The organism is Achromobacter sp. 1011811831, from assembly GCF_059760905.1.
This window is the reverse complement of sequence record NZ_JCBANG010000010.1, coordinates 90,805-108,240: the sequence shown is the minus strand read 5'-3', so window position 1 is coordinate 108,240 and position 17,436 is coordinate 90,805. Positions and strand designations below refer to the sequence as shown.

General features: G+C 69.4%; 13 protein-coding genes. 4 read left to right on the top strand and 9 right to left on the bottom strand.

Annotated features, from left to right (window positions below):
- Nucleotides 1–63 precede the first annotated feature (63 nt).
- Both AC6LJ9_RS06425 and thiM read right to left on the bottom strand, forming a co-directional pair.
- A complete protein-coding gene (locus AC6LJ9_RS06425; protein WP_212320973.1) occupies nucleotides 64–2,166 on the bottom strand; it encodes a 5'-nucleotidase C-terminal domain-containing protein in 2,103 nt (700 codons plus the stop codon).
- 135 nt (nucleotides 2,167–2,301) lie between these two features.
- Nucleotides 2,302–3,195 (bottom strand): hydroxyethylthiazole kinase, encoded by an 894-nt coding sequence (gene thiM / locus AC6LJ9_RS06420; RefSeq protein WP_498146901.1) that lies wholly within the window; start codon nucleotides 3,193–3,195, stop codon nucleotides 2,302–2,304.
- 269 nt (nucleotides 3,196–3,464) lie between these two features.
- Here thiM and AC6LJ9_RS06415 point away from each other — a divergent pair, with 269 nt between their 5' ends.
- The 4 genes from AC6LJ9_RS06415 (at nucleotide 3,465) to AC6LJ9_RS06400 (ending at nucleotide 10,078) form a co-directional block, all read left to right on the top strand.
- Entirely contained in the window at nucleotides 3,465–4,610 is a 1,146-nt protein-coding gene (locus AC6LJ9_RS06415; protein ID WP_498146900.1) for an alpha-hydroxy acid oxidase, read from the top strand.
- A gap of 292 nt (nucleotides 4,611–4,902) precedes the next feature.
- Nucleotides 4,903–5,898, top strand: coding sequence for a hypothetical protein (locus tag AC6LJ9_RS06410; protein WP_498146899.1), 996 nt, complete (start codon nucleotides 4,903–4,905; stop codon nucleotides 5,896–5,898).
- Nucleotides 5,899–6,238: 340 nt separating this feature from the next.
- Nucleotides 6,239–8,617 (top strand): DNA internalization-related competence protein ComEC/Rec2, encoded by a 2,379-nt coding sequence (locus tag AC6LJ9_RS06405; protein ID WP_498146909.1) that lies wholly within the window; start codon nucleotides 6,239–6,241, stop codon nucleotides 8,615–8,617.
- Nucleotides 8,618–9,037: 420 nt separating this feature from the next.
- Complete coding sequence (locus AC6LJ9_RS06400) at nucleotides 9,038–10,078, top strand: AraC family transcriptional regulator (protein WP_249205369.1); 1,041 nt, start codon at nucleotides 9,038–9,040, stop codon at nucleotides 10,076–10,078.
- Between the two features lie 51 nt (nucleotides 10,079–10,129).
- Here AC6LJ9_RS06400 and AC6LJ9_RS06395 read toward each other — a convergent pair whose 3' ends face one another.
- The 7 genes from AC6LJ9_RS06395 to AC6LJ9_RS06365 all read right to left on the bottom strand — a co-directional run bounded on the left by AC6LJ9_RS06395 (nucleotide 10,130) and on the right by AC6LJ9_RS06365 (nucleotide 17,375).
- Nucleotides 10,130–11,017 carry a SphA family protein gene (locus tag AC6LJ9_RS06395; protein WP_392409418.1) on the bottom strand — a complete coding sequence of 296 codons (888 nt, stop codon included), beginning with the start codon at nucleotides 11,015–11,017 and terminating at the stop codon, nucleotides 10,130–10,132.
- A 157-nt stretch (nucleotides 11,018–11,174) separates the two neighbouring features.
- Complete coding sequence (locus AC6LJ9_RS06390) at nucleotides 11,175–12,782, bottom strand: phytoene desaturase family protein (RefSeq protein WP_498146898.1); 1,608 nt, start codon at nucleotides 12,780–12,782, stop codon at nucleotides 11,175–11,177.
- Entirely contained in the window at nucleotides 12,779–13,570 is a 792-nt protein-coding gene (locus AC6LJ9_RS06385) for a cyclase family protein (RefSeq protein WP_498146897.1), read from the bottom strand. The genes AC6LJ9_RS06390 and AC6LJ9_RS06385 overlap by 4 nt, the downstream gene beginning before the upstream one ends.
- Nucleotides 13,567–14,154, bottom strand: a complete 588-nt coding sequence (locus tag AC6LJ9_RS06380) for a flavin reductase family protein (protein ID WP_498146896.1) — start codon at nucleotides 14,152–14,154, stop codon at nucleotides 13,567–13,569. Before AC6LJ9_RS06380 ends, AC6LJ9_RS06385 begins: the two co-directional genes overlap by 4 nt.
- A gap of 24 nt (nucleotides 14,155–14,178) precedes the next feature.
- Entirely contained in the window at nucleotides 14,179–15,423 is a 1,245-nt protein-coding gene (locus tag AC6LJ9_RS06375) for a styrene monooxygenase/indole monooxygenase family protein (RefSeq protein ID WP_498146895.1), read from the bottom strand.
- A gap of 51 nt (nucleotides 15,424–15,474) precedes the next feature.
- A complete protein-coding gene (locus AC6LJ9_RS06370; protein ID WP_498146894.1) occupies nucleotides 15,475–16,263 on the bottom strand; it encodes an SDR family oxidoreductase in 789 nt (262 codons plus the stop codon).
- A gap of 224 nt (nucleotides 16,264–16,487) precedes the next feature.
- Entirely contained in the window at nucleotides 16,488–17,375 is an 888-nt protein-coding gene (locus AC6LJ9_RS06365; RefSeq protein WP_212320692.1) for a LysR family transcriptional regulator, read from the bottom strand.
- Between the last annotated feature and the right edge of the window lie 61 nt (nucleotides 17,376–17,436).

Sequence of the window (17,436 nt, the reverse complement as noted above, 5' to 3'; positions counted from 1 at the left end):
GCTCCCATGCATGGGAGCCGGCGGTTCCGACCCTGGCGGCGGATGTCCGCCGCCGGCCCGCGCCTATTGCGTCAGGTCGATCTTGTAGCGCGACAGCTGCGTCACCGGATCCGGCGTGGCGTCATGCACGGACACGTTGCCCACGCCATGCGCCGTGGCCATCGCCAGGGTGCCCGGCACCGAGGCGAACACCACCGGTCCGGCCTGCCCGGCCAGCTTGACGAAGCGCCAGCTGCGGTCCAGGCCGTAGGTGGCCAGGTCCAGCGAGGGATGGCGCTTGATGTAGCTGATCAGCACGTCGCGGCTGGCGTCCGGCGCCTGCAGCACGATGTCGCCCTTGCCGCCGGCCAGGCCCGGGAAGTCGCCGCCGCCGCTGGCGCGGTAGTTGTTGGTGACGACCAGGAACTGGGTGGCGGGATTGAGCGGAGCGCCCTTGTAGGTCAGGTTGGCGATGCGCGAGCCCACCGGCTTGGTGACATCGATCTCGTAGCGCAGCGTATTGCCCTCGGCATACAGCACGTCGAAATTGAAGGTGGGGAAGGTCGTGTCGACCAGGTCCTGCGGCGCCACCTGGGCGGGGTCGATCAGGCGGAACTGCTCGGCCGTCTTCTCCAGCCACTGGCGCACGATGTCGCCGCTGACGCGCACCACCTGCAGCGTGTTGGGGTACAGGTACAGGTCGGCCGCGTTGTTGATCGCGATGTTGCCCTGCTTGACGAAGGTGAAGTCGCCGGGGCCATTGCGCCCGCCCTTGAACGGCGCCGCCGCCGACAGGATGGGCAGGGCGGCATAGGACGGGTTGTTGCGGGCGATGTAGTCCTTCAGGTAGTCGATCTGCGCCATGTTGACGATCTGCAGCGCAGACACGTCGCCGGCCATCGCGTAGTAGGTCGACATGTCGAACTGCGCCGCGCCGATCGGCGTCTTGACGTAGGCTATGGTGGCGGCGTGCTCGACCTGCACCAGCTGCTGCGTCGCCGCGTCGGGCGCGACGTAGGTGGCGGGCGTGTTGCCGCTCTGCGCGGTCAGGCGCGTGGAGATCCGCTGCACCTGGGTGGCGTCCTTCTGCACGCTCCAGCCCTTGTCATAGGCGAGCCTGAGCTTGATCTGGCCCAGGTTGTTGCCCCACTGGCCGGCCTGCACCGCCGGCACGCCGTTGATCAGGCCCTTGGCCAGGTCGATGCCGGGCTGGCCGGCGAACTGCGACTTGGGGTTGGTGTCCGGGAACAGCAGATGCTGGTGGCCGGTGATCAGCGCGTCGATGCCCGGCACCTGGGTAAGATAAGCCGCGCCGTTCTCCATGGACGCGCTGTAGGGCGTCTTCAGGTCGATGCCGCCATGCGCCAGCGCCACGATCAGGTCGGCGCCGGCCGCCTTCATTTCCGGCACATAGCGCGCGGCCGTTTCCTTCCAGCCCGTCACCTCGACGTGGCCTTCCAGGTTGGCCTTGTCCCATTGCAGGATGGGCGGCGGCGCGAAGCCGATCACGCCCACCTTCAGCGTTACGTCGACCGCCTTGCCGCCGGCATCGGTGGCCTTGAAAGTCTTGTTCAGCACCACCCAGGGCTTGAAGATGGGCTGCTTGCTCTGGGCCGACACCACGTTGGCCGACACGAAGGGAAAGCCTGGCGCCGCGCAATCCTTGGCGCCGGCGGGATTGGTCTGCGGCGTGCCCTTGGCGATGCCCTTCAGGCCGAAGTCCACGTTGGTGATCTGCGACAGATAGGGCAGGCCGTAGTTGAACTCGTGGTTGCCCATCGTGGCCGCGTCATAGGCCAGCAGCTTCATCTGCTTGTAGATGGCGATCATGTCCGTGCACTGCACCGGCTTGACCAGCGCCTGGTAGTCGGACAGCGCCGTTCCCTGGATGGTGTCGCCGTTGTCGAACAGTAGCGTGTTCGGATTCTGCTTGCGGGCCTCGGCGATCAGCGTGGCCGTGCGGTCCACGCCATAGCTCTTGTCCTCGGCCAGCTTGTAGTAGTCGTAGCCCAGCACGTTGGCGTGCAGATCGGTCGTGCCCAGGATGGCGACATCGAGCGTGGCGCCCTTGAGCGCGTTGGACGGGGGCGCGTCATCATCGTCATCGTCGCTGCCGCAGGCGGACAGGCCGGCCAGCAGGGCGGCGCTGGCCGACAGGGCGAAGATCTTGCGCAGGGCGGGCTTCATCGTCATTCCTCCGGATATGAAGGAGACGAATTCTGGGGACGCCGTGTGACCCATCCATGACACGGAAGACCCGGTTGCAACCGCAACTTGCGGTCATGCGGCCGTCATCAGGCGGTCATGCGCGGCGAGGGACGGTCACGGGCGCAGCGGCGATTCCGCGACCAGGTCGTCCGGCCGCAAGGCGGCCAGCGCGTCCAGGAAACGCCAGGCAAAAGAGCCCGGCCCATCGGCCAGCGCGCCGGCGCGGCGGCCGGCGATGGCGAAGCAGGACAGGGCGGCGACCGCCGCCGCGTAGGCCGCGTGTCGCGAGCCGGCGGCGCGGGGCGCCTGCCGCGATCCCGCGCTGTCGGCGGCCTGCCGCGCCACGGCGGCGAAGGCGCCCGTCAGCGCGGTCAGCGCGCAGCCCGTCGCCGTGACGCGCGGCATCAGCGCATCGCCGCCGGCGATGCGCACGGCGCGGTGTCCGTCTGTGACGTAGTCCACTTCGCCGGTGACGGCCACCACGGTCTCCTGCGCCAGCGCCAGCTCGCGCGCCGATTGCTCGGCCTGCGCCACCGGATCGCCCGCGTCCACGCCGCGCCCGGCGCTGGCGCCACCAGCCAGTGCGATGATCTCGGACGCGTTGCCGCGGATGATTGCCGGTTTCAGCGCCAGCAGCCGGCGCACCGCGTCGCGACGGAAGGCGGTGGCATGGTGGGCGACCGGGTCCAGCACCCAGGGCACCGATGCCTGCGACGCCGCCTGCGCGGTCAGCAGCATGCTGTCGAGCCAGGGCTGGGACAGCGTGCCGATGTTGATGACCACCGCGCCGCTGATGCGCGAGAACTCGGGCGCTTCCTCGGCCGCATGCACCATCGCCGGCGAGGCGCCGGCGGCCAGCAGCACGTTGGCTGCGTAGTTCATGGACACGAAGTTGGTCAGGCATTGCACCAGCGGCGCGTCGCGGCGCAGCGCGGCGTGGAGGTCGCGGGAGGTGTGGGCGAGGGAGGTGAGGACGAGGGAGTCTTGGTCGTTGCGTGCGTCAGCCATGCCGGCGGATCCTGGTTGCGCGGCTGGCCGGGGGCGCCGGGCCGCGGATGCGAGGCCGCGCGCGGAGCGGGCGCGGCAGTGTAGGCGAGGGCGGCGGCGCGGCGGAACTGGGAGGGTATGTTCCGAGCGGGGGCTGCGCTTGTCAAGTTGGCGGGCGCGCAGCCGTGTCCGGGCCGTCCGGGGAGCGCAGCCCCTACACTATGTGTCCGCCCGGCATGGCTGCACGCCGGTTTCGCCTTCGTCGTCCACGCCCGTCCCAAGGTCCCGCGATGCGCCTGAACCAGTGCCACAATTTCCACGACTTCCGCGCCATGGCGCGCCGGCGCCTGCCCGGGCCGATCTTCAACTACATCGACGGCGCGGCCGACGATGAAACCACCTACGCGCGCAACACCGCCGCCTTCGAGAACTGCGACCTGGTGCCCAATGTGCTGCGCGGCGTGGCCGATGTGGACATGTCCGTGACCGTGATGGGCCAGAAGCTGGCGCTGCCGGTCTATTGCTCGCCCACGGCCCTGCAGCGCCTGTTCCATCACGATGGCGAACGCGCCGTGGCGGCCGCCGCGGGCAGGCACGGCACCCTGTTCGGCGTTTCGTCGCTGGGCACCGTCAGCCTGGAGGAAGCGCGCCGGATCAGCGGCGGCCCCCAGGTCTATCAGTTCTATTTCCACAAGGACCGGGGCCTGAACCGCGACATGATGGCGCGCGCCAAGGAGGCTGGCGTGCAGGTGATGATGCTGACGGTGGACAGCATCACCGGCGGCAACCGCGAGCGCGACAAGCGCACCGGCTTCGCCATTCCGTTCCGGCTCAACCTGGCCGGCATCGCCCAGTTCATGGCCAAGCCCGGCTGGGCGCTGAACTACTTCACGCACGAGCGCTTCCGGCTGCCCCAGCTGGACGGCCACGTGGACATGGGCGGCGGCGTCATGTCCATCAGCCGCTATTTCACCGAGATGCTGGATCCGTCCATGACCTGGGACGACGTGGCCGAGATGGTCGCGCACTGGGGCGGCCAGTTCTGCCTGAAGGGCGTGATGTCGGTCGAGGACGCGCGCCGCGCCGCCGACATAGGCTGCACCGGCATCGTGCTGTCGAACCACGGCGGCCGCCAGCTCGACGGCTCGCGCAGCGCCTTCGACCAGCTGGCCGAGATCGTCGACGCGGTGGGCGACCGCATCGACGTGATGATGGACGGTGGCGTGCAGCGCGGCACGCACGTGCTGAAGGCGCTGTCGCTGGGCGCCAAGGCCGTGGGGCTGGGACGCTATTACCTGTTTCCGCTGGCCGCCGCCGGCCAGCCGGGAGTGGAGCGTGCGCTGGATCTGATGCGGGTGGAGATCGAGCGGGCGTTGCGGCTGATGGGGTGCAAGTCGGTGGGGGAACTGGGGCGGGGGAATCTGCGGTTCCGGTAGCCATGATGGGTTCGGTTGCTGTCATGCACCAGTCATGGTTCTTGCAGCTCTCGAAGCTCAGTCTATTGCGAGGGGATTGTCGACGTACCTTACACAGAGCTTGCCTTTTGACTGCGGCAACGGTATCGTGACCGCTGGCTATTCGCCAGGGCATTCGCCTGAGCTGCCGTCGGCTCAAAACACCATCCGGTTAGGGTGGTGCAGTACCAGTACTTCTCCCGAATGGGTGACGTCCTGCGGACTCGACGGTCAGGACTGTAAGTTCACTTCTACATCCTTTCGGAGATTTTTCATGTCTATCTATATGGGCAATTTCTTGCCCTCCCGTGCGAACGTTATCGGTGCAGCAGTTGGCAATCTGTTTCATGTTAGCAATAGCCATCTGATCGAAGCACTCTCTGCGGCATACGGCTTCAAGAGCCACGCTGCCTTTCTTGCCAGCAAGGAACCGGTTGAAGACGACACCTTCAATCGTGCAGCTTTCATCGCGCGACTGTCCACTTTGACTGATCCGTTGACGGCATGTTCGGTGGGCGTCTTGCTTGACGGCGTGACGCTGAAGATCGATATCCAGAAACGTCAGTTTCAGCCGGTTCGTGAAGTCTGGTATGACGTGCGTGTCGAGCTGTCTGGCTACGAACGTCCCGTGCATGGTGATCTGGTCTTTGTCTTGCCCGAACGCGATGCCGGTAGTGCTGAGCCGTTCCGTATTGATTCCACGTCAGACCACCGGTCGCAGCAGGTTGAGCCTATCGTGCGATCCGCGCACGATGGTCGCTTGTTGACGGCACAGTTGGTCGACGGAGTCTGGAACGGTGGCATGTATGTCTATGCCGTTGAGCACCAGCGTGATGATCGCAACAGTGTTGGCTGGGTCAGGGCTGGTTTGGCTCGCGCTATCTTGTCGGCGTTGGCCCCGGTGCGCTGCGATGTTTATCGCCCCGAAACGTACGAACATGGATGCTGGCGAGTCCGGCTCGTAGCAAGTCCGCAGGTTCTGTCGTTTTGGAACGATAGTTCGGTGACGTTCGATGTTCCGAACATCCCGTATCACCGGTTCCACCTCGAAAATGGTGGGTATTTGGCAGATATTCGAGCCGGCGGACCGCAGGTTGGTCGTTTTGTTGATGGTGTCTGGTTGAGCGATCTTTACCCGAATGGGCAGAGGGGGCTGGACAATCTGCGTTCTGCGCGTCAGGTGCAGAGCGAGATCGTCAAGAGCATGCATGCCATGCTGACTATTCAGGGGTATTTCAGCGGAAAGCAGGCTAAGGCCGTGGCAGCCTGATTGCTCAGTTGCTGACGAGAAAAGACAAGGGCGCCAGTAGGCGCCCTTGTCTTTCTTGTCCATGACAACATGAAAAGGTTGGCGATCGTGGTCGTCTTCTCTCAAGGGAAGCACCAATGTATGGTCAGTGTCTGGTCGGTAGTAGCCGTTGCGGTCGATACTTAGTAGCAAATCCGTGCACCTTCGCGTCGAAGCCCTTTATCCACGACCTACGCTAGCTTCTGCCGGCACCCGGCCGTGATCTCATCTTGCGGCCCGCATCCTGTGTTGGCAGGGAGCGCACATCACTGGCCGATTTTTCTGCTTCGCTTTTGTCGCCGGCGCGGCGCTGACGCAGACCCTGGCGGACCTGCCGGGGCCGGCGGCGCGTGTCGCGCTGCTGGCCGCGATCCTGCTGGCGGCGCTGGCGCTGCGACGGCCGAGGTGCGCCGTCTGGAAGCTGACCGCCGCGCTCGTCCTGGGCCTGTCCGCCGGCCTGCTCAACGCCAGCTGGCAGGCCCAGACACGCCTCGACGACGGCTTGTCCGACGCGCACCACGACCAGGTGGCGCGCCTGACTTTGCTGGTGACCGGGCTGCCGGACGGCGATGCCCGTCGCTGGCGCTTCGTCGCGGATACGCTGGAACCCGCGCCGTCCGGCATCCCCTCCCGCCTGCTGGTCACGTGGCACGCGCCGCCCGACGGACCGGACCTGCCGGCGCTGGCGCCGGGGCAGGTCTGGCGCATGGCGTTGGTGCTGCGCCGCCCGGCGGGACTGCGCAACGCGGGCCTGCCGGATGCGGAAGGCCGGATGTTCGCGCTGGGCCTGCGGGCCACCGGCACGGTGCGCGGCCAGCCGAGATTCGTGGCCGACCGTCCCTGGGCCGGCCCCGGCGTGGTGATCGAGCGCGCGCGTCACCGTATCCGCGTGGGCATGCGCCGGGCGTTGGACGGGCATCGCTACGCGCCGGTCCTGATCGCCTTGGCGATCGGCGACCAGGCTGGCGTGGCGCGCGAGGACTGGCGGCTGTTCAACCGCAGCGGCATCACGCATCTGGTGTCCATCAGCGGCATGCACGTCACCTCGATCGCCGGCGTGGCGGGCATGCTGGCCGCGTTCCTGTGGCGGCGCGCGCGTTGGCGCGGCACCGGATTGGCCGAGCGCGCGCCGTCACGCATCGTGGGCGGCATGGCGGCGGCCTGGGTCGCGTTGCTGTATTGCCTGCTGGCGGGTTGGGGCGTGCCGGCCCGGCGCACCTTCTTCATGCTGGCGACGGTGCTGGCGGCGGCCATGTCGCGCCTGCCCTTGACGGGCGGGCGGGTGCTGGCCGTCGCCGCCGCGCTGGTGACGGCGCTGGACCCCTGGGCGCCGATGGCGCCGGGCTTCTGGCTGTCGTTCGGCGCGGTCGCCATCCTGCTGCGCATCGTCGCGGCGCCGGTGGATCCGTCGGCCGGCCTGGGCCGCCGCGTGGCGGCGAGGGTGGGGCAGGCCAGCCATCTGCAACTGCTGGTGACGCTGGGGCTGACGCCCCTGCTGGCCTTCTGGGTGGGCCAGGTGTCGGTGGGCTCGCCGCTGGCGAACGCGGTGGCGATACCGGCGGTGAGTTTCCTGGTCACGCCCCTGTCTTTGCTGTGCGCGCTGTTCGCGGCGATTCCGGGCGCGGAACGCCTGGCTGCCGGCGCGGGGCAGGCGGGGCTGGCGGTATTCGACCTGACCATGATGCCCGTCGCCTGGGTGGGCGAGGCATCCTGGGCCAGCTTCGACGTGGCGGCCGCGCCCTGGCCCTGGCTGCTGCTGGCGCTGGCGGGCTTGGCCTGGGCCTTGCAGGCGCGAGGCTGGCCGGGGCGCCATTGGGGGTGGCTATGGATGCTGCCGCTGCTGTGCTGGCGTCCCGAGCGGCCCGAGCCGGGATACTGGCGGCTGACGGCGCTGGACGTGGGGCAGGGCGGCGCGGTGCTGCTCGAAACCGCCACGCGCGCGCTGCTGTTCGATGCCGGGCCGCGCCATCGGGGCGGATCCGATGTCGGCGAGCGGGTGGTGGCGCCCTATCTGCGCGCGCGCGGCGTCCGCATGCTGGATGATCTGGTGCTCTCACATGTGCACATGGACCATGTCGGTGGAACGCGGGCGGTGCTGAGCGCGGTGGCGGTGGCGCGCAGCCATGCGTCCTTTGACCTGGACGCCTTTCTGGCGCGGGACGCGCGCGCGGCGCGGATCGCGGAGGGGCGGGCGGATGCCGGCGCCCATGTCCCGCCTGTCGCACGGTTGCGCTGCGCGCGAGGACAGGCCTGGGAAGTCGACGGCCTGCGTTTCGCGTTCCTGCATCCGCTGGCGGCCGAGAGGGATCCGGCGGACCCCAACGCCGATAGCTGCGTGCTGCGCGTGCAGGGCGCGCGGCATTCCTTGCTGCTGACCGGCGACATCGGCGTGGCCCAGGAACGCGCGCTCGCGCCCGCGCTGCCGCCGACGGACGTGGTGATGGCGCCGCACCATGGCTCGGCCACCTCGTCGAGCCTTGAACTGATCGCCGCCACGCGCGCGGGGCACGCCATCGCCCAGGCCGGCATGCTGAACCGCTTCCGCCATCCGGCGCCGGCGGTGGAGCAGCGCTGGGCGGCGGCCGGCGCGCGCTTCTGGCGCAACGACCGGGATGGCGCGGTGGTGGCAGAATCCCTGCCTGCCGAATTGCGGGTGCGTGGAGAGAGGCAGCACAACGGGCGCTACTGGCAGGGACGCTGAAGCCGGCGCGACTTGCCGGGCGATGAGCGGGGCGACGTGCTGGGCGACGTGTGAGGCGAGGCGAGCGCGGGGAAGCGGCGCGGCAAGGCCAGGGCGAGGCCACGCGCTCAACTGGCCGTCAGCATTTCTTCAACCGGCACTTGCGCCAAACTCGCAGGTTTCATATGTTTATGCTTCAAGCACTATCCGGATAGTGTAAGCACTCAGCGGATAGCCGGCCCCGCCCAAGGCGGGTTTTCCTGTGGCGCGCCGCGTGAATGCGCGTAGTAGGATCTGTGCAAGTCCAGAGCTGCTGCAGGGTTGCGGCGGCGCGGGACAAGGCGTTGCGCGGATGCTGCGGCGCACAGGGCGCAGCCGGCGGGTAACCGGATGCCCAGACAAGATCAGGCTGACAGCCAGGCCCCAAGGGAGGCAGCAACCATGCCCACTACGTTGATCCCGATGTCCCCGTCCTCGGCCGCGCCGTCGCGCACGCCCGCCACCGGCACGCCCATCGACCGGCTGCTCAACGCGCCGGAAAAGCTGCTGTTCGCCTCCACCGACCTGGACGAGGTGCGCTCGATGGTCGGGCGCGTCATGAAACCCCACCAGCTGACCCGCACCGCCGGCGGCGAGCGGCTGGACGCGCGCATGCACTACACGGGGCTGGGCGACCTGTCGCTGAGCCGGCTGCGCTACGGCGCCACCGTGCGCATCGAGCCGGGGCCGCTGGAAAGCTTCTTCCTGGTGCAGATGCCGCTGTGCGGCACGGCCGCCATCGAGAGCGGCGGGCAGCGCATCGATTCCTCGCCGGACCTGGCCTCGGTGCTCAGCCCCGAATGCGATACGCGCATGTGCTGGGAGGCCGGCAACGACCAGGTCATGCTGCGCATCTCGCGCTCGCTGGTCGAGCGCACGCTGGTCGGCTACCTGGGCCATCCGCTGGACAAGCCACTGCATTTCGAGCTGGGCTTTCGCTGGCGCGACTGCGCGCCCTGGAGCTGCCTGCTGTCCTATCTGGTCGATTGCGCCACCCATTATCCCGACCTGGAGCAGCACAAGCTGGTGCTGTCGCAGGTCGAGCAGCTGGCCGCCTCGATCCTGCTGACCTCGCATCTGCACAACTACAGCGAGACCGCCCCGGCGCGGCGCAGCTCGATCCTGCCGCGCCACGTGCGGCGGGCGCAGGACTACCTGCAGGCGCACGCGCACGAACCGCTCAGCGTCGAGCAGCTGGCGCAGGTGGCCGGCGTCAGCGTGCGCAGTCTCTACAGCGGTTTCAAGGAATTCCTGGGCGTCAGCCCCATGCACTACCTGCGCGATCTGCGCATGGAACGCGCGCGCACCGAGCTGCTGAGCGGCGAGGCCGCCAGCGTCGCCGGCGTGGCGCTGCGCTGGGGCTTCGCGCACATGGGCCGTTTCAGCAATGACTACAAGGCCCGTTACCTGGAAACGCCCAGCCAGACGCTGCGGCGGCACTGAGTCCGCGCGCCATTCAGCGCCGGAACCGCAGGCGGTCCCGGCGCCTTTCCCTCAGAACGGAATCACCAGCTTGGCCAGCAACTGGTTGCCCTCGGGCCGGTTGCGCACCTCGAAGTCCTTCTGCCACTTCAGCGTGAACAGCCAGCCGCCCTGGCTGGCGTAGCGGATCGACGGACCGACGCCCAGGGCGCGCGCCTTGCCCATCGCGCTGTTGGGACCCTTGTCGTCCGTGACCTGCTGGTAGACATAGCCGCCCACGCCCGCCACCCAGCCGCCGCCCAGGCCCCAGCCCAGGCTGTAGTCGGCGTGGATCGCCTGGCCCGAACGGGTGCGCGTGTCGCTGTTGCGCTGGTTGAAGTCGTACATGACCTTCAGGTCGGCGTTCAGGCCGGTGGGCTGCGTGTAGGTCAGCGCGGCCAGGGGCTGGATGGTCCAGTAGTTCTTGCCCAGGCTGGACGGATCCTTGGCGTCGTATTTGCCGGTGGGCGCGTAGACGTCGACGCCGAACAGATAGTGCAGCGCCGGCGAGGCGTGATAGCCCAGCGCCGCGCCCACGGCGATGTCGCCCAGGCCCGAGCTTTTGAAGCGCGCGCCGTTGGCGCGGAAGTCCACGTCCAACAGCGGCACCACGGTGTGCAGCGCCAGGCTGCCGCCCAGCACCGGCTGGGGCGCGACCCAGATGAGACGCGGCGCCAGCATGTTGACATTGACCTTGAAGTCGCGCACCAGCGACTCGCCGCTGTTGCCGCGCAGCGTGTCGTAGCGCAGCGCGCCGCCATAGGTCAGGAAGTGCACGCCCGGCGGGGGCAGGGCGCCGACCATGTAGTTTTCCAGGCCGTCGGGATAGATCGGCAGGGCGCCGCCCTCGATGGCCAGCGCCGCGGACGGCCCCAGGGCCGACGCCAGCAGTAGAGCCCAGGCGGGCATGGATTTACGCATAGCTTTGTCTCCTAACCACGGTGTGTTGTTGTTGGTACGGCAACTGGCTGGCGTGGCGCGCGTCGCCCTTGATGGGCGGAAGGCGCGCGCGGCCGTCCCGGGCGCGCGGACGGATCCGCGCGCCGGAATGTGTGGCAAGGCCCGGGGCGTCGGGCCGCTATTTCCGCGCGATCTCCCGGGCGACCAGCGTGCCCGAGCCCGCGCCCAGTCCGGGACCGGGGTGGGTGGACGCGCCGATGTGATACAGGCCGGCGACCGGCGTGCGGTGGCCGCGCGCGCCGCCGCCGCTGGCGAAGGGGCGCAGCCAGAAGAACTGGTCGGGCGAGCAGATGCCCGAGTACGGATCGCCGCCGACCAGGTTGCAGTTCAGCGCCTCCAGGTCGGCCGGCGAGTAGGCGCGGCGGCCGACGATGCGCTCGGCCAGCCCGGGCATGACGCGTTCCAGGCGGGCCTGCACGCGGTCGGCATAGGCCTCGCGCACGGCCTCGTTCCAGCGGCCGTCGGCGGGCGTGTCGATCTGGCCGGCGGCGTCGCCTTTCAGGCGCGCGGGCATCTCCTGCATCTGGATCCACAGGATCCAGCCGCCCTCGGGCGCGCGGGACGGGTCCACCGCCACCGGCTGGCCGATGGCCAGCGTTGGACGCGCGGGCAAGAGGCCGTTGTTGGCCTCGGTGACCGAGGCGCAGACCTGTTCCAGGCTTTCGGTCAGGTGCACCAGCGGCACCTTGACCAGCTCGGGCTCCATCCAGGCTGGCGGCGCGTTCAGCGCGAAATGCAGCTGCATGCAGCCACGGCCGTAGCGATAGGCTTGCGCGCGCTCGCGCGCCGGCGGCGGCGCGTCGGGCAGCAGCTGGCCGTAGAGTTGTTGCGGCGTGACGTTGCAGACCACGGCGTCGCGGGCGCGCACGCGACGGCCGTCGGCCAGTTGCACGCCGGCGGCGCGGGCGCGCCGTCCCTGGCCCTCGACCAGCACGCGGTCCACCTGCGCGTTGGTCAGCAGCTGGCCGCCGCGATTCTCGATGACGCGGGCCAGCGCCTCGACCAGCCGGCTGCCGCCGCCCTTGATCACCGGCATGCCGCCGCTGACCACGGCGGCGAAGGTCAGCTTGCCGATCAGCGCCGAACCGGCATCGTCCGGCCCCAGGCCGGAATGCAGGGTCCAAGGCGCGATCAGCGCGCGCGCCGCGTCCGAGCGCAGCGTGCGCTCGGACCAGCGGCGGAAATTCTCCAGCGCGCCGGCGGCGAAGGCGGTCATGCCGTCCAGGCCGCGCTTGCGCCATTCGCTGTACAGCAGCTTGAGCAGGTCCCAGCTGTAGGGGTTCTTGCCCAGCAGGCCGAAGGTCAGCGCGGCGTCCTCGCCGAACATGCGCGCGGCCATGTCCTGCAGGGCCTGGCCGTCGCCGGGCGAAAGCGCGTCCAGCCGCCGGGCGGCGTCGGCCATGTCCTGCCTGAGCGCCAGGCCCCGGCCGTCGGGACCGACCAGGCCGGTCGAATAGTCGCCGCACAGCACTTCCAGCCCGGCCTGTTCCAGCTCGGACTTAAGTTCGGCATAGCCCGGACTGCCGACGAATAGCGGATGCCAGGACGAGAACACCTCGTGGCGGTAGCCGGGAAACAGTTCCTCGGTGCGGATGCAGCCGCCGAGCCGGTCGTTGCGTTCCAGCACCAGCACGCGCTTGCCGCGCACGGCCAGCAGCGCCGCGCCGACCAGCGAATTGATGCCGCTGCCGACGAACACCACCTGGGTTTCGCTTGGCGCGCTCATGCCTGCTCTACCAGCGCCAGCACGCGCAAGGGGCTGCCCGAGCCGCCCTCGATCTTCAGCGGCGCGGCCAGGATCATGGCGCCCTGCGGCGGCAGCTGGTCCAGGTTCTTCAGGCATTGCAGGCCGTAGCGGTTGGCGCCGTGCATCAGCGTGTGGCAGGGATAGGGCTGCGGCCAGGCATGGGACTGGCCGGCATCGGTGTTGATGGTCTCCACGCCGAAGCCGTGCGCGTCACGCTCGCGGATCAGCCATTGCACGGCCTCCTGCGTCGGGCCGGGCGTGTGCGCGCCGTCCTCGCGCAGGTTGAGGAAGGCGGCCGGGTCCCGCGCGCGCCGCGACCAGTCGCTGCGCAGCAGCACCCAGGCGCGCGGCGGGATGCGGCCGTGGCGACGTTCCCAGTCCTCGATGAATTCCACGGTCAGCAGCCAGTCTTCGTCCTGCGCGACCTCGGCGCTGGCGTCCAGCACCACGGCCGGCGCGATGAAGTGCTCGGGCGCGATGGTGTCGACGCTGTTGGCGGGATGGTCGCGGCCGCTGATCCAGTGGACCGGGGCGTCGAAGTGCGTGCCGGTGTGCTCGCCACAGGAGAAGTTGTTCCAATACCAGCCGGGGCCGGCCTCGTCGTAGTGAGAGATGCGTTCGATCTTGAAGGCCTGCACCTGGCCGAATTGCGGCGGCAGCTGCAGCGCCGGGAACGAGGGCGACAGGGTCTGGGTCAGGTCGACCACGCGGACGGCGCCCCGCGCCATGCGCAGGGCCAGTTCGGGCAGGAGGGCCGGGGCGCTCATGGCTGGGAATCTCCGGGTTGGGATGGCGGGACGGTCGGGGCGCGGGCCGGCACAGAGGTGAAGCGGCCGGCATGGAACACCAGCGGTTCGCTGGGCTGGCTGGCCACGCGCACCACCTGGCCGACCAGCAGCAGGTGGTCGCCCACCGTGCGGCAGTGGTCGTGGACGCAGACCAGGGTGGCCAGCGCGCCGTCGATGGCGGCCACGCCCTCGGGCGTCTCGCGCACCGTCACGTCGGCGAATTTGTCCGGCACCGCCGGATCGGCGAAGCGCCGCGCCAGCGCCTCGTGGCCGCTGGCCAGGATGTTGATCGCGAAATGCGCGCTGTCGCGGAACACCGCCAGGTTGGGCGAGCGGTTCACCAGGCTCCACAGCACCAGCGGCGGATCCAGCGACAGCGAGGCGAAGGAGTTTATGGTCAGCCCCACGTTGCGGCCGTCGGCGGCGCGCGTCGTGACGATGGCCACGCCGGTCGGATAGCTGCCCAGCAGGTCGCGCAGCGCGCGGGGCGCCAGGTCGACGCTGCCCCAGGCGGCGCAGGCGGGGGCTTCATGGCATTGCCGGACGGCCAGGAGCGTGCTCATGCTGGGTTCCTCATGCACGGGCGGTCAGGCGGCGCGCGCCACGGCCTGGTGCCGCTTGAGCAGCTCGCCGGCCTCGGCGGCGTCGCTCCACCAGGGGAAGTAGCTGGGCGGATGGTTGAAGCCGTTGGCGATGAGGCCGGCCAGCCCCGGCGACTGCTGCGCCGCGCCCAGTACCTGCAGGATGTGTGGCGGGGGCGGCAGCAGCAGCGAGTTGGTCCATTGCACCACCCACTTGGCATAGTCCCAGTAGCGCTCGAAGGTCTGTTGCATCCACTCGCGCGTATAGGGCGCGTCGCCGTGCGCCAGGATCGCGTCCAGGTAGACCTTGGCGGCCTTGGTGGCGTTGTTCGAGCCCTGGCCGGTGACCGGATCGTTGACCACCACCGCGTCGCCCAGGCCGAACACCAGCTTGCCGGACGGCAGCGTCATCACCGGCTTGCGGATGGTGGGCGCGAAGGCGCCGGCCAGGATGCCCTTGGCGTCGGTCAGCTCGACCTTGGCGGCGCGCGCGCCTTCCCAGGGCAGGTAGGTGTCCAGGAAACGCTTGCTCGCGGCCAGGTGCTCGGCCGGCGATTTAAGGTCGCGCCAGCAGTCCAGCGGGCCGCCGGGCACGCCCTCGAACACCATGATGTCGCAGGGGCCGCTGAGCGTCAGCGCGGGGAACACGAAGTATTCGCCGACGCCGGGCACCAGGTTGAAGGACACGCGAGAGAAATCGGGCGAGGGCGCCAGGCCATGCACATAGGTCAGCGCCAGCGCGCGTTGCGGCTTGTCGAACTGCGAGCGCGCGGCGTCGCGTTCGAACAGCTTGACCACCTCGCCCTTGCCGGCGGCCAGGATGACCAGGTCGTGGCTTTGCGCCAGCGCTTCCAGCTCGGCCACGCCCACGTCCTGGATCAGCAGATTGCCGCCGCGGGCGGCGAAGCGTTCCAGCCACACCGGCATCTTCAGGCGCTGGTCCACGGCCTGGGCCGGGCGGTCCAGCGGCGCGGCCCAGTCGATGACCTTGGCGCCGGCCTGCTCCGGATGCGGCACGGCGAAGCCGATGCCCTCGACCGGCGGACAGGCATCGCCCCATTCGTCGATGCCCAGATCGCGCTCGATCTGCAGCGCCGGGTCGAAGATGCACTGGCTGGACATGACCTGGCCGGCGCGCACCTCGTCGGGCTTGCGGTTGGTGGCCACGGTCACGTCATAGCCTTTGTCCAGCAGGCCCAGGGCCAGCGGCATGCCCGCCTGGCCGCCGCCCACGATTGCGATTCGAGTCATCAAGTTCTCCTGAATGGAATGTCCGGATTGCGGCAAGGGATGGCGCGGGCCTTATTCGGCCAGGCGCGGAATGGCGGGCTTGGCCTGCTCGGGGCCCATGGCCGAGTAGCCGCCGTCGACCGCGTAGTCGGCGCCGGTGACGAAGGAGGCATGGCCCGACAGCAGGAAGGCCACCACGTCGGCCACTTCGCGCGGATCGCCGACGCGGCCGAGCAGGTGGTAGTCGGCGGCCACGCGGTCGGTCTTGGCGCGGTCGCCGCCGGTGATCTCGTCCATCACGCGCGACCAGGTCCAGCCCGGCGATACCGAGTTGACGCGGATGCGGTCGCCGGCGTAGTCCATCGCCATGTTGCGGGTGAGCTGGACCAGCGCGGCCTTGGACACCGGATAGAGCCAGCGGCCGGTCTGCGCGGCCTTGGCCGAGATGCTGGTGAAGTTGACGATGGCGCCGCCGCCGGCCGCGACCAGATGGGGGCGCGCGGCGCGCGCGGCCATGACCGCGCTGACCAGGTTGATGTCCAGCGCGCGCAGCCAGTCCGCGCGGCCCGATGCGGCGCCGTCGTCCAGGTAGGTGGCGGCCAGGTTGACCAGGAAGTCCAGCCGGCCGAAGTGCCTGGCGGCCTCGGCCACGCACTGTTCCAGCCGCGCGTCGTCGGTGATGTCGACCTGCCAGGCGCGGCAGCCTTGCGGGTCTTCGGCGGCGACCTTCTCGCCGCCCGCGCCGTCCACGTCCAGCACGGCGACGCGCACGCCATAGCCGCGCAGCGCGCGCACCACGCCCGCGCCGATCAGGGTGGCGCCGCCGGTGACGATGGCGACCTTGCCTTCCAGATCCTTCATGCGATTTCCCCTTTGCAGTTGGCCTCGTTCGCGGCGGGCGCTTGCGCCTGGCGCCGCGGTTTCATTGAGACGCATGGTGTGGCCGAGGGGGCGCGCGGACATAGCCGGGACCTGCGCCTGCTATCCGCGCAATGCCGGTATTGCGTGTTTATTTACGCGGCGTCATGCCGGCTGTCCGGATAGCGCGCGCGCTGTCCGCTGCGTGCAGACGCGCGGCGGCCGTATCAGGAGAAGGCCGCGCGCACCGCGTCGAAGGCGGCCGCCACCAGCGGTTCCTCGCTGCGCGAGGCCAGGCAGACGAAGGACAGCTCGGTGCGGATCTCCAGCCCCTGCACCAGCAGCAGGCCGTGCGTCTGCGATTCGCGCAGGGCCAGCGAGTCGCGCGCCAGCGACAGGCCCACGCCCGAGCGCACCAGATCCAGCATGGAGGCCTCCTGGTCGACCTCAGCCACCGCGTTGGGCACGGCATCCAGCTCGGCGAACTTGCGCGCCAGCAGACGGTGGTGGACCGAGTCCGGCGGCGTCCAGATCCAGGGCAGGGCGGCGATTTCCTTCCAGCCCCGGCCGCTGACCATCTGGCCCCAGCCCTTGGGCGCGACCACGTAATAGGAGAAGGCCGCCAGCGGCTGCGCGTGCAGCGGGGGCTGGGCGCGCGGCGCGTCCAGCGGGCCAAGGAAGTAACCCGCGTCCAGCTCGCCCGCGCGCACCAGCCGCGCCGCCGAGCCGGACATGCCGTGGCGCAGCATGGGCCGCAGCTTGGGATAGCGCGCCATCAGATGCTGCAAGGCGGCGCCCAGGCGCAGGAACTCCGGATCGAGGATGGTGCCCAGCCGCAATTCCCCCTGCAGCGTGTCGCGCAGCGTGGCGATGGCGCGCTGGAAATCGTCCAGCGCGTCCAGCACGCGCAGCGCCGGCGGCAGCAGCGCGCGGCCGTCGGCGTTGGGTGACAGGCCCTGCGCGCTGCGCGAGAACAGCGTCAGGTCCAGCGACTCCTGGAAGCTCTTGAGCTGCAGGCTGAGCGCGGGCTGGGTCAGGTGCAGGTGCTCGGCGGCGCGTGTCAGGTTGCCTTCGCGGGCCACGGCGGCAAAGCTGCGGATGTGCTTCAGGTCCATGGTCGGATCCGGAAAGTGGGCTGAGCTTTATTAAAGATGCTTATGAAGCGCTTTTCAACAA

Coding starts and splice junctions, on each gene's coding strand:
- AC6LJ9_RS06425 (WP_212320973.1), bottom strand. CDS start 2,166: ATGAAGCCCGCCCTGCGCAAGATCTTCGCCCTGTCGGCCAGCGCCGCC.
- thiM (WP_498146901.1), bottom strand. CDS start 3,195: ATGGCTGACGCACGCAACGACCAAGACTCCCTCGTCCTCACCTCCCTC.
- AC6LJ9_RS06415 (WP_498146900.1), top strand. CDS start 3,465: ATGCGCCTGAACCAGTGCCACAATTTCCACGACTTCCGCGCCATGGCG.
- AC6LJ9_RS06410 (WP_498146899.1), top strand. CDS start 4,903: ATGTCTATCTATATGGGCAATTTCTTGCCCTCCCGTGCGAACGTTATC.
- AC6LJ9_RS06400 (WP_249205369.1), top strand. CDS start 9,038: ATGCCCACTACGTTGATCCCGATGTCCCCGTCCTCGGCCGCGCCGTCG.
- AC6LJ9_RS06395 (WP_392409418.1), bottom strand. CDS start 11,017: ATGCGTAAATCCATGCCCGCCTGGGCTCTACTGCTGGCGTCGGCCCTG.
- AC6LJ9_RS06390 (WP_498146898.1), bottom strand. CDS start 12,782: ATGAGCGCGCCAAGCGAAACCCAGGTGGTGTTCGTCGGCAGCGGCATC.
- AC6LJ9_RS06385 (WP_498146897.1), bottom strand. CDS start 13,570: ATGAGCGCCCCGGCCCTCCTGCCCGAACTGGCCCTGCGCATGGCGCGG.
- AC6LJ9_RS06380 (WP_498146896.1), bottom strand. CDS start 14,154: ATGAGCACGCTCCTGGCCGTCCGGCAATGCCATGAAGCCCCCGCCTGC.
- AC6LJ9_RS06375 (WP_498146895.1), bottom strand. CDS start 15,423: ATGACTCGAATCGCAATCGTGGGCGGCGGCCAGGCGGGCATGCCGCTG.
- AC6LJ9_RS06370 (WP_498146894.1), bottom strand. CDS start 16,263: ATGAAGGATCTGGAAGGCAAGGTCGCCATCGTCACCGGCGGCGCCACC.
- AC6LJ9_RS06365 (WP_212320692.1), bottom strand. CDS start 17,375: ATGGACCTGAAGCACATCCGCAGCTTTGCCGCCGTGGCCCGCGAAGGC.